The organism is Comamonas sp. Y33R10-2 (genome assembly GCF_019355935.1).
Classification (GTDB): domain Bacteria; phylum Pseudomonadota; class Gammaproteobacteria; order Burkholderiales; family Burkholderiaceae_C; genus Comamonas.
Map to the genome: position 1 here is coordinate 3,113,164 of NZ_CP079925.1, position 14,478 is coordinate 3,127,641.

14 protein-coding genes are annotated in these 14,478 nt (G+C 58.6%); 4 read left to right on the top strand and 10 right to left on the bottom strand.

Annotated features, from left to right (window positions below; genetic code table 11):
* Nucleotides 1-2 precede the first annotated feature (2 nt).
* Nucleotides 3-452 (top strand): DUF3613 domain-containing protein, encoded by a 450-nt coding sequence (locus tag KUF54_RS13950; RefSeq protein ID WP_219343378.1) that lies wholly within the window; start codon nucleotides 3-5, stop codon nucleotides 450-452.
* Nucleotides 453-474: 22 nt separating this feature from the next.
* A complete protein-coding gene (locus KUF54_RS13955; protein WP_219343379.1) occupies nucleotides 475-2,382 on the top strand; it encodes a pilus assembly protein TadG-related protein in 1,908 nt (635 codons plus the stop codon).
* Here the strand turns inward: KUF54_RS13955 and KUF54_RS13960 are convergent.
* The 5 genes from KUF54_RS13960 to KUF54_RS13980 all read right to left on the bottom strand — a co-directional run bounded on the left by KUF54_RS13960 (nucleotide 2,376) and on the right by KUF54_RS13980 (nucleotide 6,663).
* Nucleotides 2,376-2,876 carry a CinA family protein gene (locus KUF54_RS13960; RefSeq protein WP_219343380.1) on the bottom strand — a complete coding sequence of 167 codons (501 nt, stop codon included), beginning with the start codon at nucleotides 2,874-2,876 and terminating at the stop codon, nucleotides 2,376-2,378. The genes KUF54_RS13955 and KUF54_RS13960 overlap by 7 nt on opposite strands.
* A 19-nt stretch (nucleotides 2,877-2,895) precedes the next feature.
* On the bottom strand, nucleotides 2,896-3,489 hold the full coding sequence (locus KUF54_RS13965) for a phosphatidylglycerophosphatase A (protein WP_219343381.1): 594 nt from the start codon (nucleotides 3,487-3,489) through the stop codon (nucleotides 2,896-2,898).
* A gap of 103 nt (nucleotides 3,490-3,592) precedes the next feature.
* Nucleotides 3,593-5,218, bottom strand: a complete 1,626-nt coding sequence (locus KUF54_RS13970; protein WP_219343382.1) for a DUF4139 domain-containing protein — start codon at nucleotides 5,216-5,218, stop codon at nucleotides 3,593-3,595.
* 68 nt (nucleotides 5,219-5,286) lie between these two features.
* Nucleotides 5,287-6,264 (bottom strand): thiamine-phosphate kinase, encoded by a 978-nt coding sequence (thiL, locus tag KUF54_RS13975; RefSeq protein ID WP_219343383.1) that lies wholly within the window; start codon nucleotides 6,262-6,264, stop codon nucleotides 5,287-5,289.
* Nucleotides 6,265-6,330: 66 nt separating this feature from the next.
* Nucleotides 6,331-6,663, bottom strand: a complete 333-nt coding sequence (locus KUF54_RS13980; RefSeq protein WP_219343384.1) for an STAS domain-containing protein — start codon at nucleotides 6,661-6,663, stop codon at nucleotides 6,331-6,333.
* 97 nt (nucleotides 6,664-6,760) lie between these two features.
* Between KUF54_RS13980 and KUF54_RS13985 the strand changes: the two genes are divergently transcribed.
* Together KUF54_RS13985 and KUF54_RS13990 are read left to right on the top strand one after the other, a co-directional pair.
* Nucleotides 6,761-8,521, top strand: a complete 1,761-nt coding sequence (locus tag KUF54_RS13985) for a solute carrier family 23 protein (RefSeq protein ID WP_219343385.1) — start codon at nucleotides 6,761-6,763, stop codon at nucleotides 8,519-8,521.
* Between the two features lie 34 nt (nucleotides 8,522-8,555).
* Complete coding sequence (locus tag KUF54_RS13990) at nucleotides 8,556-9,017, top strand: ATP-binding protein (protein WP_255576118.1); 462 nt, start codon at nucleotides 8,556-8,558, stop codon at nucleotides 9,015-9,017.
* Here KUF54_RS13990 and KUF54_RS13995 read toward each other — a convergent pair.
* Genes KUF54_RS13995 through KUF54_RS14015 form a run of 5 tightly spaced genes read right to left on the bottom strand, consistent with a single transcriptional unit; the run spans nucleotide 9,014 to nucleotide 14,438 of the window.
* Complete coding sequence (locus tag KUF54_RS13995; RefSeq protein ID WP_219343386.1) at nucleotides 9,014-11,095, bottom strand: SpoIIE family protein phosphatase; 2,082 nt, start codon at nucleotides 11,093-11,095, stop codon at nucleotides 9,014-9,016. The two genes, KUF54_RS13990 and KUF54_RS13995, sit on opposite strands and share 4 nt — an antisense overlap.
* Nucleotides 11,092-11,892 (bottom strand): hypothetical protein, encoded by an 801-nt coding sequence (locus tag KUF54_RS14000; protein WP_219343387.1) that lies wholly within the window; start codon nucleotides 11,890-11,892, stop codon nucleotides 11,092-11,094. Before KUF54_RS14000 ends, KUF54_RS13995 begins: the two co-directional genes overlap by 4 nt.
* Nucleotides 11,882-12,646 carry a hypothetical protein gene (locus KUF54_RS14005; RefSeq protein WP_219343388.1) on the bottom strand — a complete coding sequence of 255 codons (765 nt, stop codon included), beginning with the start codon at nucleotides 12,644-12,646 and terminating at the stop codon, nucleotides 11,882-11,884. The genes KUF54_RS14000 and KUF54_RS14005 overlap by 11 nt, the downstream gene beginning before the upstream one ends.
* A complete protein-coding gene (locus KUF54_RS14010) occupies nucleotides 12,643-13,356 on the bottom strand; it encodes a hypothetical protein (protein ID WP_219343389.1) in 714 nt (237 codons plus the stop codon). The genes KUF54_RS14005 and KUF54_RS14010 overlap by 4 nt, the downstream gene beginning before the upstream one ends.
* On the bottom strand, nucleotides 13,353-14,438 hold the full coding sequence (locus KUF54_RS14015; protein WP_219343390.1) for an ABC transporter substrate-binding protein: 1,086 nt from the start codon (nucleotides 14,436-14,438) through the stop codon (nucleotides 13,353-13,355). Before KUF54_RS14015 ends, KUF54_RS14010 begins: the two co-directional genes overlap by 4 nt.
* Nucleotides 14,439-14,478 lie beyond the last annotated feature (40 nt).

Sequence of the window (14,478 nt, forward strand, 5' to 3'; positions counted from 1 at the left end):
TTATGAACACCCGAACTCTTTCCCTCACGCTGGGCCGTGCAATCACTCTGGCAGCGATGACTGCAGGCATGGCTTCGGCGGCCCTTGCACAGCAGGCCAATACCAGTACAGGCAGCAGCAACGGCGTGACCAATATGAGCGCTCCAAAAAGTGTTGCACCCGTATCAGTCACTGCAGCCCCAACGCCAACGGCTGCAGCACAGGCTGCGGTGACTCAGACGCAGAATCCCAGCAATGCATCGTTGACACCGCCGGCCACCAACCGTGTGGGGGACGCCACCAACTACTTGCTGAAACTGCAAGCGGACGGTCAGCACGCATCGCGCAATGCCTACCCTGTGACCAGCGACGTGGCGCAGCGAAGCTATACGCGCTATCTGGAGAGCTTCACCCACAAGATTCCCGAAAGCGCTGATTCGCAAGTGGGCAGCAAATCTGGCGGTAGCAAGTAAACGCCAGCAAAAGGTCCACTGCATGCAGTCTTCTGGAACAGGTCTTCACCGTGCCCGCATCCACAGCCAATCCGGCTCAGTGGCGATGCTGGGAGCGCTATGGCTGATGATTGCGGTGATCTGTTTGGCGACCATTGATATTGGCAATGTGTTTTGGCAGAAACGGGAGTTGCAGAAAATTGCGGATTTGGCTGCGCTGGCGGGGGCATCTGTCACGGCCATGAAAGACTGCAGCGCAAGTGCGCAACAAAACGCGTTAAAAAATGGAGCAGTTTCTCAGGAGGTTAAAGCTGAGTGTGGCAATTGGAATAAAACACGGGCGGGCGCTACAGCCAGCGATATGTTTGTTGCTGGCCAAGATCCATTTAATGCAAGCCGTGTACAGATCAGCCGTTCCGTTCCATTCCTTTTTGTATGGCAAGCGACGGGAGCCTCAGCTCGTACAGTGGATGCGAATGCCGTGGCATGGCGAGCACAGCCTGCAGCCGCTTTGACGATCCGCTCAACGCTGCTTAAGGTTGATACAAAACAGTCGCCAATTCTTAATGCAATTTTGGGCGGCTTGCTTGGTTCCAGCATCAGCTTGGATGCGGTTGGCTGGAATGGATTAGCGAATACTCAGATTAATCTGTTGCAGTTTCTTGATTTTCTGGCGCCTCGTATTGGATTAAATGTGGGTGACTATGACAAGCTGGTGAATGCTGATGTGTCTGTCGGCGTGTTGTTGCAGGTCATGGTCGATGCGGTGCAGCAAAGCGGAAATACCGCCTCCGTGGGTGTGCAAGCATTGAACCAACTGGTCACTGCGGCGCTGGGTGTGCCTGCGATGAAGCTCAAATTGTCGCAACTGCTGAATTTACAGTCGGGCTTGGACTCTTCTGCACTGGATCTGGGTTTGAATGTTTTTGACTTGGTGCAGGGGGCAATTCAGGTTGGTAATAGCAATAGTGCCGTATCTGCCGCAGTGGCGGTGCCACTTCCTGGACTACTGGACCTAAACGTTTTTCTTAAAGTGATTGAGCCGCCACAGTTGTCTTCTGTCGGTGACCCGCAACTGGCAAAGCTGGACCCTCTTGGACCTAATCGGATATATGTACGTACTGCGCAAGTTCGGCTTTTGGTGTCAGTTGAAGCCCCTGTCCTAGGTGGCCTGTTTCAAGTCATTGATGCTTTGCTGAAGCCGCTGTCGCCAGTCATTGCACTTTTGAATGTGTTGCTGGGCAATGTGGATGGATATGCGGATATGACTATCCTGCCACCTAATACTCGGCTGGATTTGAGTCTTGATGTTGGGGGGGGGCAATCCTATGTCACAGACTACGACTGCAATGCTGGAAGCAAAAAATTGGTGACTTCGACGCGGACGGCGCTAGCCGATATTCGTCTGGGCCGTCTTGGAAATTCTCTGGATGAGGCCAAGACTCAGGCGTTTGGAACGCGTGCTCCCGTCAGCATGGCACCCTTGCCGGTGGTTCGGCTCGATTGCATTGGATGTGACGGTTTTGGCAAACGTACTCCCCAGTATTTTGGTGGGTTAGGTCTCTTGGTTGATACGCCTGTCGCTGCAAACACGAATCCTCAATTCACATTCAATGACCCGCCAAGGCTACAGGACGAGCCGCAGTGGAAGGCGTTGTCCGCTAATAACATCGTGGGTAGCTTGTCGGCAACCGTTCAGAGCCTGAATGTTCTTAAAGAGTTAACGCCGGACCCTCGTGCCAAACCGGGTGGAATTCAGGCTTTGCTGAAAGTGGTTAATGATGTACTTGGATCATTGCTGTCGCTTCTGCAGACGATCATTTCAGGTTTGCTTTCACCGCTGCTAGACCCTTTGATCAACGTGCTTCTCAAAGCATTGGGGATTGATCTGGCTCAGACGGAAGTGGGTGCTCGACTAACTTGTGGTGTACATCCGGAGTTGGTTTATTGATAACTAGCGAGAGTTTTAAGCAGCTCCTGCAGAGCTGATTTCAAAGTAGCTTGGCGAATATGGTGGCGGCTTCCTTCTAGATGTAGCAGCGTGCTCAAGCATTTATTTCGCACACACAACCCCACCCATACCGTCCCCACAGGCTTCTGCACAGACCCGCCCCCAGGCCCGGCAATTCCCGTCACTGCAATGCTGACCTGAGCACGTGAGTGGCGAATCGCGCCTTCGGCCATCGCACGCACCACTTCTTCGCTGACGGCGCCGTGTTTGGCAATCAGCTCGGCGGGAACACCCAGCATTTCGGTTTTGGCCTCGTTGGAATAAGTCACAAAGCCGCGATCAAACCATTGGCTGGAGCCTGCGAGATCGGTGCAGGCTGCGGCGATCATGCCGCCGGTGCAGCTTTCTGCGGTGGCCAGCATCCAGCCTTCTTCGGTGAGCTTGGCAGCTAGTTGTTGCACCAGTTCTTCAATGCAGGGTTCTAGTTCGCTCATCGCCTTCTCCATTGCTTATTTAGAAGAAATGTCGCCACAGCGCGATTACAAGTAGCGTGCAGAAGGCCGCAACTAGGTCATCCCACATGATTCCCCAGCCGCCGCGCGGACCGAAGCCTTTGAACAGGCGGTCTGCCCACTTGACGGGCTGAGGCTTGACGGCATCGAAGAAGCGGAACAGCGCAAAGCAGACGAGTTGGCCCCAGAAACCCAGAGGTGTGCATAGCCACAAAATAATCCACATGGCGACGACTTCGTCCCAGACGATATGGCCGGGGTCGGCCACGCGCATGTTCTGTGCGGTGACGGTGCAGGCCCACCAGCCCACGGGGATACTGGCGGCAATCACCCAGCCGATCTGCGCTTTGTCCAGCCACTGCGCTAGTATCAGATAGGACAGCCAGGCCCATAGCGTGCCGAAGGTGCCGGGTGCTATGCGGGGCAGGCCTGAGCCAAAGCCCAGAGCAATCATGTGGGCCGGGTGCTGCAGCATGAAGCGGACCGAGGGGTGAGCGATGGGCGCGGCCCCTATATCGGGGCGCGCTTTGTTATTGATAGCTGCTTGCGCTCTATCTGCCTGCGCTTCAGAGGTATTTGAGGGTTCATCGGTCATGACTCGATGATACGCGTGGCCTTGGCGCTGCCAATACTCATCTTGTCAGGGTGTCACGCAGTCTTGCCCTTCTTGCGGGGGCAAGGCTGCGTGGGAGTCGCTTTTACTGAAGACCGCTGATGGGCAGGTTTTCGGGGAAGCGAATCTCGTGCGTGGCCTGAAATTGCGCCGTGCTGCGTGCGCCCAGATTCTGCTCCCAAGAAATCATGCCGTTTTGCGCATTCCAGCGGGTGCTGGTGGGCTGGGGTGCGTATTGCGATTGCACCTTGATCTGCTCATTGCCAGAGATGGGGGCCGTGTCCAGCACCTGCAGCGCAATGGGCTGGTCATGGCGGTTTTCTACCGCGTAACTGCGCACCAGCGTGCGTTCGGTCTTGCTGCTAGCCCAGCCGCTGCTGCCGGTATTGCTTTGCGCGGGCAGGCGGCGCACCACCACTTTTTCATCGCGGCCAAAAGACAGGCCTTGTGCCAGTGCTTGTGCGTTGCCAAAGTCCAGCCGTCCGTTGCCGACCAGTGCCTCGTCGCGGAATAAGGTGACAGGGCCTGCGGGCCAGATGCCTTGCGGCGCTTGCAGCGTGGCGATCAGGTAGGCGGCTTCTTCTGCAGCAGGGGCCGTGCGGGTGAGCAGGCTGGTGGCCAGATTTTCCTGCCCCAGCGAGAGCGTGGTGCGCTCTGCGCTGGATGGAACGGTGATCTTGTAGGGCACCACAAACTGCGTGCTGTATGCAGTGTTGATGCTGGAGACATCCAAATCTGGAAGAGCTGGAACGGCAGCGACTTCAGCAGTTTTACCGGCAGTCGTCCTGGCGCTGGCACGGGCCATCATGACGGGAGCTGGCGCAGGGGCTGCGAGGGCGATAGGCTGGATGACGTCGACCACCCAAGGGCGGGGCATTGCGCCTTGCGTGCTGCGTGTGGGCTGGCCGGTGGAAAGGCGCAGGCGCACATTGCTCCAGTCCTCGCCGCTGGTCTGCACCACCAGTGCCTGCCGCTCCAGCTGCACCTGATTTTTGGCGGTGTTCAGTTGCGCTCGGTAGCCGGGTTGCCAGCTAGGGCCGCGCACCTGATAGCTCAGGCGGACATTGGCCGCGCGCGGGCTGGCCAGTTGCACGGTGACTTTCATGACCTGCGACTGCTGGCCGCCGGTGCGGTCGCGCTCATTGCGCAGCGGCTGCAATTGCGCCATCAGGTCTTGCTTTTGCCGCTGAATCTGATGGGCGCGCACGCTGTTGTCGCGGCTGCTTTGGCGCAGGGCCTGACTAGTACTGACGATCTGCGCGGGCGTGACGCGAGCTTCGTCGCCGGGCTTGCTCACGCCTTGCAGAAAGTCGCCCACCAGCTTGGCGGCATTTTCTTCGGCGTCGATGCTGGCGAGCTGATCTTCTAGTGTACGAATTTGCTGGTCCAGCGGGCTGGTGCAATCTTTGGCCGCCATCTGGCGGGCTTGCATGAGTGTCTTGATCTCGCCCACGCGCACGCCTTCGTCGCCGCTAATCTGCAGGCTTTGGGTGTCCATACTGGCGGGCAGGCACTCAAAGCTGAGCTGGCGGGTCTGCGCTTCAATGCGGGCCTCGCGCTGCACGGCTGCAATGCCCGGGTAGAGGGTGACCTCAGTAATCGGCGCGCGGTTGCCCGAGACGCTGAGGCTGGTGTTGTCTGCGGCCGCTAATCCAGGCAGGGCAGCGGCAAGGCCGGCAAAGTACGCGGGCAGCAGATGGCGTGAATGCATGTGGCAGCTCTCGTTTGCAGTGAACAGGGTTTGAGCTTAACCGAGAGCCCTGTCAGCGCTGAACGAGTTCAGCTGCCAAAGTGGTCGAAAGACTTCCACTGGCTGGCCAGCAAAGCGCCATCTGCACCGATGACACGCAAGCCCTGCGCGGCATCAATGCGGCCTATACAGGTCACGGGCGTCGCGCTGGCAATGCCAGCGGCCAGAACGTCTGCGTGGCGCGCTGCTGGGGCGGTAAAACACAGCTCGTAATCGTCGCCCCCGGCCAGCGTGCATTGCTGCTGAAGATTGAAGTCAAATTGCCATGAAGCGCTTTGCGGATAAGCGCTGGCAGCTATCAAAGGCGTAGTAAGGCGGCTATCCACCGTGGCACCGACATTAGAAAGCTCAAGAATATGACCGAGGTCGCCTAGCAGGCCATCGCTCACATCCAGCGCGCTGCTGGCAATGCCGCGCAGGGCAAGGCCCAGGGTCACGCGTGGCGTGGGGCTTTCCAGTCGCTGGCGGGTTTGCTCAAGCAAGGTGTCTGGCAGCTGAATATGGCCTTGCAAGGCTTCCAGCGCCAGCCGCGCATCACCCAGATGACCGCTGACCCAGATTTCATCGCCAGCCTTGGCGCCGCTGCGCAGCAGGGCTTGGCCGGGGGGCACTTCGCCAAACACGGTGATGCAAATATTGAGCGGCCCGCCCGTGGTGTCGCCGCCGATGAGCTCGCAGTCATGCGCGTCGGCCAGTGCCAGCAGGCCTGCGGCAAATTCGCTGATCCACGCTTCGTCAGCGCGTGGCAGTGACAGCGCGAGGGTGAAGGCGAGAGGCTTGGCGCCGCTGGCAGCCAGATCGCTGAGGTTGACGGCCAGTGCCTTGTGGCCCAGCAGCCGCGGGTTGACGTTGAGGAAAAAGTGGCGGCCTTCGACCAGCATGTCGCTGGAGATGGCCAGTTGCATGCCGGGCGCGGGAGCCAGCAGCGCGCAGTCGTCGCCCACGCCTAAAGCGGCGCGGCGCACGGGGCGCTGAAAGTAGCGGCGGATCAGATCAAATTCACCCATGAAATCACTGGCCGCGGCAAAGGCGGCGCGTTGGGCCGCGAGTCAGGCGAAGACTGGCGGCGGTGGTTAAAACTGCGCAAGCGCCTCGGCGCGGGTCGCGGTGACGTTGAGAATGGCTAAAAAGCCACTGATGTCGAACACCTCGCGCACATGGGGTTGCATGCCGTAAATCACCAGCTTGCCGCCCGCTTGCTTGAGCCGTTTGGCCAGCACCAGCACCACGCGCAGGCCGGCGCTGGAGATGTAGCTCAGCTCAGTCATGTTCAGCAGCACGCTTTTGGCGCCTTGATTGACGACGGCCAAGACCTCTGTCTCAACGGTGGCTGCGTTGGAGCTGTTGACCTGACCTTGCAGGGCGATGATGTGCGCTTTGTCAGTGGGCTCAATTGCAATAGTCATGGCAGACACTCGTGATGAAATGCGTTGGGATGCTTTCGAGAATAACAGTCTGGTGGTGCTGAGTTATGTCACCAGCCAGTGAAAACAATTTTTAGTGATGAGCCGTTTGAAATTTCCGCCCTCTGAGGTACGCCGCCGTTCACCCAATTTGGTCTATGGGGCCGATGATCGCTTGCCGTGGTCTTCGCTTTGGGTGCTGGCAGCCCAGCACAGCGCTGCGGCGATTGCGTTTTTGTCTTATGTGCTGGTTGCCACCAGAGCCGCCGGGCTCGATGCCGCTGGCACCCAATCCATGCTGGCGATGACGCTTCTGGGCATGGCCGTTTGCATGGCTTTACAGGCTTGGGGCGGGCACTGGGGCAGCGGCTATTTGCTGCCCCATGTTCCCAACCCCTTTGTGATCTCTTTTGTGGCCGCTACCTTGAGCGCTGTGGGCCCCGGCGGCATGCCCTTGATTGCGCTGGTGTACTGCAGCGTGACTTTGTTGTTGGCGCCGCTGATTACGCGTATGCGCTCGGTGTTCCCGGCCTTTGTGGTGGGCGTTGTCATCATCATGGGCGGGCTGCTGCTGGTCGAAGGTGCCGTCAAGCATGCGCTGGGGTTAGATGCGCAGTGGCTGATTGATGGCGCCAGCGCGTTAACAGCGGCATGCACCTTGCTCACCATCGTGGTCGCTTCGGTCTGGGGCGGCAAGCGCCTGAGTTTGATGGCTTTGCTGCTTGGCATGGGCGTGGGCATCGTCGTCGCTGCGTTGACGGGAAACCTTCATGGCTGGGATGCCATCAAAGACGCAGCCTTGCTGCAACTGCCCGCCTTGCACATGCCTCAGTTCAAGGGCGACATGGGCACCTTGGTCGCCATCGGCCTGATCGCCATGCTGACCCAGCTAGACACCATGGGCAACGTCAGCCTGATGGACAAGCTGGAAGACGCCGACTGGCGCCGCGTCAACATGCGTGCCGTGGCAGGCGGCATGCGTGCCCATGCGATTGGCGACTGCGTGACAGGCATGTTTGGCGGCTTTCCCACCTGCACCAGCGCCACCAATATTGCGCTGGCCCATGCCACCCACGCAACGGCGCGGGTGATTGGTTTGGCCACGGCGGTGATCCTGGGCATTGCGGCCTTCATGCCCAAGGTCACCGTCGCAATCATGCAAATCCCAGAGCCGGTCTTGGGCGCGGTGGAGCTGTACGCCGCCGCCTTTTTGATCGTGGCGGGCATTGAGCTGATTGCTGCGCGGGCCATGGATAGCCGCTCCACCTTTGCTGTGGGCCTGTCGATTAGCGCGGGCATTGCCGTGATGGCCATGCCGCAGTTGATGAATTCGGTGCCGGCTTACTGGCGCTCTTTGTTTGGCAATGCGCTGGTGGTTTCGGGGCTGCTGGTCATTGTGCTGAACTTGCTGTTTCGCCTCGGAACCTCGCGCAAGGCCGAGCAGGCCTTGACTAGCGCGGCCACTTTGCACCACGACATCACTAATTTTGTAGAAGCGCAGGGCGGCGCTTGGGGCGCACGCCGCGACGTGGTGCAGCGCGCAGCGTTGGCGGCGCTTGAAGGGGCCGAAGGCATTCAGGCAGCAGGCAGGCAAGTCAGTGCCATACGCGGCAGTTTTGATGAATTCAATTTGGATTTAGAGCTGCTGCACACCGGCACTGCGTTGCCGTTAACGAAGGCTGGCGCAGGTGTAGCCAGTGCATTGCCTGCGCATGATTTGCTAGATGCGGATGACGATGCGTTTGAAGCGGCGCTTTCGCAAGTCTCATCACAGCTGCTGCGACATATTGCGGACCGCGTGAGTACTTATGATGGACAGGCAGGGCAGTCTTCTGGCTTGCAGCTGCACTTTGCCCACTGACCTTTTTTGAGCGTCCAAGCTCGTCTCTTAACGCATGGCACAAGCTCCCATCACTTCTTTGCCTTGGCCTGCACTGCAACTACTGGAGCAGCGGGCCATGCCTGCGCACTGCGAAGCCATTGCTGAAGTGATCGCGTGGCTGGAAGAGGTGAGCGAGCGCGAGAAATGGCCGCTTAAAACCGTCTTTGCGCTCACGTTGTGCGCGGATGAGGCTTTGACCAATATCGTCACGCATGCCAATCCAGCAGGCGATCAGCCGCTATCAATTCAGTTGCAACTGGGCACTCTGAATGATGGGGTCGGACTGTGCATTGCAGACAACGGAGCAGAGTTCGACCCCACGCTTAGAGAGGCTGCACCGCTGGCCAAAAAATTGGATGATGCCGAGATGGGCGGCCACGGCCTGCGGCTGATGCGCCACTATTTGCAGCGCTTTGAATACCGCCGAAGTGATGGCTGGAACTGGCTTTTGCTCGTTGTTGCTAGTGATCTTTAGCCCCGATACAGCAGGCTCACACAAGTAATGTCATCGGCCTGCGGCGCACCATCTTCAAACGCTCGCACGCTTTGCAGCACGGCTAGAGTGATGTCCTCGGGGCTTGATTGCTTTGCTGCCAGTGGGTTGAGCGTGGCCAGCAAGCGCTGATCGCCATATTCTTGCTGCTGATGGTTGAAGGCTTCGGTTACGCCATCTGTAAACAAAAAGAGCCGGTCGCCGGCCTGCAGTTGGAGCACAGCTTCTTGGTACACAAACTCTTCGCTTACGGCGACCGCCACGCCGCCTGTGCGCGCCAGCGTGCGCACCGGCTCTGCATCACCGGGCTGGGCGGGCAGTAGATAGGGTGCGTTGTGCCCGGCATTCACGTAGCGCAGCTGGCCGCTGGGCAGATGCAGCACGCCGTAGAAGATGGTCACAAACATCATCTGCTCGTTTTCTGCGGCCAGCAGGTCGTTGAGCCTGCGTATGCAGGAGCTGGGCGACATCACAAATGCGGCGGTGGACTTGAGCAGGGTGCGCGTAATGGCCATGAACAGCGCGGCAGGAACGCCCTTGCCGGAGACATCGGCAATCACCAGTCCCAAGTGATCTTTGTCTAGCCAGAAATAGTCGTAGAAATCGCCCCCCACCTCGCGCGCCGGGGTGATGTGGCAATGCAGCTGCAGGCGCGCATCGGCCGGCATTTGCTGGGGCAGAATGCTGCGCTGCACTTCAGCGGCAATCTGCAGCTCTTGCTGCAGGCCAGCGAGCTGGGTTTTGCTCACCAGTGCTTCGCGCAGCTCAACCACCATGCTGCTCAGGCTTTTGTGCTGCTCGGCAATGCGGCGCGTCAGGTCTGACATGACATGTGCTAGCTGGCGCAGCTGGCCGTCATCGCTTTGCGGGGCTGGGTCGCTTTGCAGCAGTTGCAAGACCTCTTCACGGCTGGTCATGTCGGTGGCATCGGCTAACTGCTGCAGCTGCTGGTGTATCAGTTGCTCTTGCCGGCGGCGCACGCGCTCGCGCTGGCTACGTGCGCGGGCTAACTCTTGCGCGCTGTGTCTGAAATGGGTGACGGCCTTGGCAATGCGGCCAATTTCGTCATTGCGCTGGTGGTTGAGTTGCACACTGGTATCGCCCTTGGCTAGCGCCTGCAGTGCGCTAATGGCCTGGTCTAGCGGCTCAAAGCTGCGGCGCAAATACCAAGACAGGCCCAGCAGGCCCAGCGCAATCAAAAACAGCGTAACGCCCGCCGCAAGTCGCGCTAAAAATAGGCTGGCCAATATCTGACTGGAGTCATCTTTGAGGGTGACAAGGGTGGCGACTTCATGCCCTGCCAAGTCACGCACTTGATGGCTAGTGACGGAGTAGATTTTTGAGCCGATAGGCGCTTGAAAATACTGCTGCTGCCTTGGTGAAATGAGCGGCGCAACGGCCTGCCAAAGCTCATGGTGAGTGGTCGCAAGCAAGGTGCCGCGCAAGTCCAGCAAGCTGGCTTGTAAGTGGCTTGGCTGCCTGTTTTGGTTTTGCTGATTTGCTTGCTTGTTTTGACTAAAGCGCTGCAGCGCACTGCTGAGGCTGCGTCCAGCCACCAAGACCACAGGCTCGCCATTGCCGGGCACAAGGCGTGCAGAAATCAGCATGGCGATGTTGCCGCTACCCAAGCGCAGGCCGTTGATGTCTTCGCCGCTGAAAAGTTGCTCTAGGCTACCCGCGTCCAGTAACGGAATGGGAGCGGTTTGACCGAGCGTCATGGGCTCATGGCCGGGGCGCAGCACCGCCAGCAGCTGCAGCAACTGCCCATCGCCGGGGACGAGATTTTCTGCGATCAATCTTTTTTCTAGCGCTTTGCTGTCTTGACTGCGTGCAGCGCTGGCAATAGCGGGCAGGGCGGTGAGTTGGTCTAGCGCCGCATCCATGTACTGTTCTTCAGCTGCCAAAACCTGCTTCCACAGCGACTCTTGCGCTTGCTGGGCCAGCGTAGCGATGCGCTCTTGCTGCAGTTGCTCACGTATCCAGCCAAAGCCCAGCAAGGCCAGAGTGGTTAACAGCAGTCCTGCTGCCACGATCGTGATGATGCGCAGCCGCAAGGTCATTGAGTGACTCCATTTTTAATAGCTGCTAGTTCAATAGATTCAATGGCTGCAAGCATTTTTTGATCAAAATCGACAGCTTTGATTTCTGCCGCGTAGTCTTGTACGGCTTGCTGGGCTTTTTGGTTGCGCTGCTGCAGCGTGGCCAAGGTGTGGATTGCGCCATGCAGATCGTCGCCCGCATGGCGTTCTTGCAGCGGCAACAGAGCTAGCGGTGTTGCGTCGCGCAGGCTGCTCAGCAGCAGCTCATGCCTAGCCTGCAGACGCAGAGCAGGGCCAAAATAAACAGCCAAGGCCATCAGCAGTGACGCCAATAAAACGATGAACGTGCAGGCCAGTGCCGGTTGGAGCAGGCCTTGCACTTGCGAGTTGCGCGCGCCTGCCTGAATCAGAGCCACGGACTGGCCTTTGACGACGACGGGCAGCGTCAGCAGAGATTCGGCGGTGCCGCGTGAGGCGGAGTACATGGGCTGGCCATGGGTATCCGCCACAGCAATGTAGGCCAGCTGCGGGGTGTTGTTGAGCGTTTGCTGCAGGTGGGCTTCTACCCCCGGCAACTTCTGCAGCGGAATGCCCAAGCGTGCGGCGCGGGCCATCTGATTGACCAGCGTCTGCGCGACGGAATGGGCAATGGCCTGTTGGCCGGCCAGCGCTTGCTGCTGATTGTGTTGGGCCAGCCCAATCAACAGCGCCGCGGCGCCTAAGCTGCCCACCAGCAAGGTGATGGCGGCGCAGCGAAGAGTCAGTTGCCGACGCAGCTTGAATGGCACTGCGTGCGCTGGCGCGTATTTACTGGCCACGGTCCAGCTCCTGCAACTGCTGCATGGCTTGCTGTGTTTGTGTGTACTCTTGCTCAAGCTGCTTGGCAGCTTGCGCGGCCCATGGTTTGAGTTCGCCGGCGCTGCCGGAGTCTGTTTCATGCACCTGCTCTTGCGCAAGAATGCGGCTGATTTGGCGATAGGGGCGCAGGCAGCGCAACAGCTCCCACTGCAGCAGCGCAAGGGCGGCAGCGCAGCAGCCGATGAACAAACCCACCCAGATGAGCGCTTGTACACCTGCGCCCTGCCATTGCGCCAGCGTCCATGCGCCGCCTGTGGGTTGCAGCGTCAACACAATGCCGCCGGCTGCGCGGCCTAAATCGTTTTCAAAGCGCATGCCCAGCTGGTCTTGCGTGGGGTCTTGGGTTTCCCAGCTGCCGCTTTGTACAAGCTGGCTCACCCAGTCTTGCGGCACCTGAGTGTGCAATGCTCCGGCATCGGTGCTGTAGCTGATGCGCCCGGCAGGGTTGAAGATATCGATGGCCATGATCTGCGCAAAGTTGGCCCTCTCGCGGTCGATGATGTCTTGCATGGCCGGCATTTGCTCAGGCGTCATGCCGGTGGCCAAAAAGTCTTCGGCAGTTTTACGCAGGCTTTGCAAAAGAAAATGATTGCGCTCTTGCGTCAAATTTCGCGTGTTGATCTGCGAAAACTGCCAGCAAACCATGCTGAGAACCGCCAGCAGCAAAGCCACACCTAGCGCGATAAAGCTAAAGAGCTGTGCTCGTGCGTTCATATTCGAATTCGCTGAGATGCAGTGGGCACGTAGCGCATGTATTCAATGCTGTGACCGGGCTGCGCGCCGCGCCAGCCTTGGCTCAAAAGCTCTTGCTGGCGCTTGATGTCGAGCGCATGAATTTCTTTGGAGAAATCGGGGTAAAGCGCATGCTCAGGCAGAGGCTCCAGCACCATCAAATAGCGTAAATGACCGCCGTAATGCTCTCCTATGTCACGCACATGAAAGCCGCAGGCAAGTAAGTTGTTCCAGCTATGCCAGTTTGCGGGTGCGGCGGTGGAAAACAGCAAGCACTGAGGTCCCGCCTGGCTCATGCGCTGCATGATGAGTCGCCGCTGCAAGCCAAGGCCTTGCCACTCGGGGGCGACGGAAACACCGGCTAGCATGAGTTGCGGGCGCTGTGGGTCTACAGCGATGCTAGGTGGAAGCTCTTGATGCTCCTGCAAATCGTGCTGTAAAACGCTATAGGCCACCAACTCATCTTGATCAAAAAGACCGCTCATATGGCTGCGCAGCAGCAAGCTTTGAAGCGAAGCCAAAGACTCTTTTCGTACCAGCGTTTCGCTCCAATTTTGCGTGCAGCGCAGATGTAAGGCGAGCGCGCTTTCAAGGTCGGAAGCTGTCAATTCTCGCTGCGCCAAATGCGATGGGGGCAGCATTGCCTTTGTGGTTTCGGCTTGGCTCAAGTTCTTGATTAAGGTGTGGCTCATGAGGTGCTTGCCCCCGATTGAGTGGCCACAACTTCGGCGTAGTTCAGTAGCGGTAGTGGTGGGTATAGCTCTAGCTGCTGCGCCATCTGCATATTGACCATGAGAGAGAAGCGTTTGAGCGATTCCACCGGCGTTTGCTGCACAGTTTTTTTGCCCTGCAAAATGTCTGCCGCTTTGGCTGCTGCCAACTGGCCTACCGAGTAGTAGCGGCTCACCACACCGGTCAATGCATTGCCGCTGCGCATGGCCAATTCAGTGGATGCAAACAGCGGCAGTTTGCGTGCCATAGCCAGTGGGGTAAGGCGCTCGTAAAGAGTGCCGAGGAAGGTGTCTGGCGGCAAATACAGCCACTGCGCACCATCGCTATGAAGTTGCTCGATGAGTGACTCAAGCCCTTGGGCAGTCGGTTTACCGTCTGCGCTTTGCTGCAAAGGGCTTACCAGAATTTGCTTGCCGTTGGCTTGCCCGTATTGCTGCAGGCCTTCAATCACAGCCAAAGAGTTGGCCTCTGCCGCGTTGTAGATGACGCCCAGCTTGTCAAACTCGCGGTAGCTGCGCATGTGCTGCAACTGCCGCTCTAGCGGTACAACGTGGATGGCGCCGGTGACATTGCGCTCGGGTGCATTGAGCGCATTCACAATGCCGGCTTTTTGCGGGTCTGCCACCAGCGCAAAAACCACGGGAATATTGCGCAGACCAGGATGCGGGTTGGGCTGCTCCACCGTGCCCGTGACCGCCAGCGTGACGGGCGTGCCCCATGTGTAGATTAAGTCGGGGGCGATTGTGGGAAGCTCATCCAAAATGGCAGCGATGCGGCTGGCATCTTGCTGCACATCGCGTACCGTGAACTCCACATTCAGACCGGCTTCTTTAAGGTGGTTTTGAAAGCCAATATCCACATCAGTGGTGCCGCGGTAGGTGAGCATTAGCACACGAAAGCGTTTGCCTGCGGTAGCTTGCAGGCGTGATTCAACCCCGACAGGGCGCATGGCTGCGCTACTGATACCCATGCCCGCGCCGGCAGTCGCGAGGCCGCAGGCCAGTAGCTGGCGTCGATTGAGGGTAGTTACTGGCTTGGGCATAGCTGCAATACTGTGGAACAGGCCCCCAAATTATGAGGAT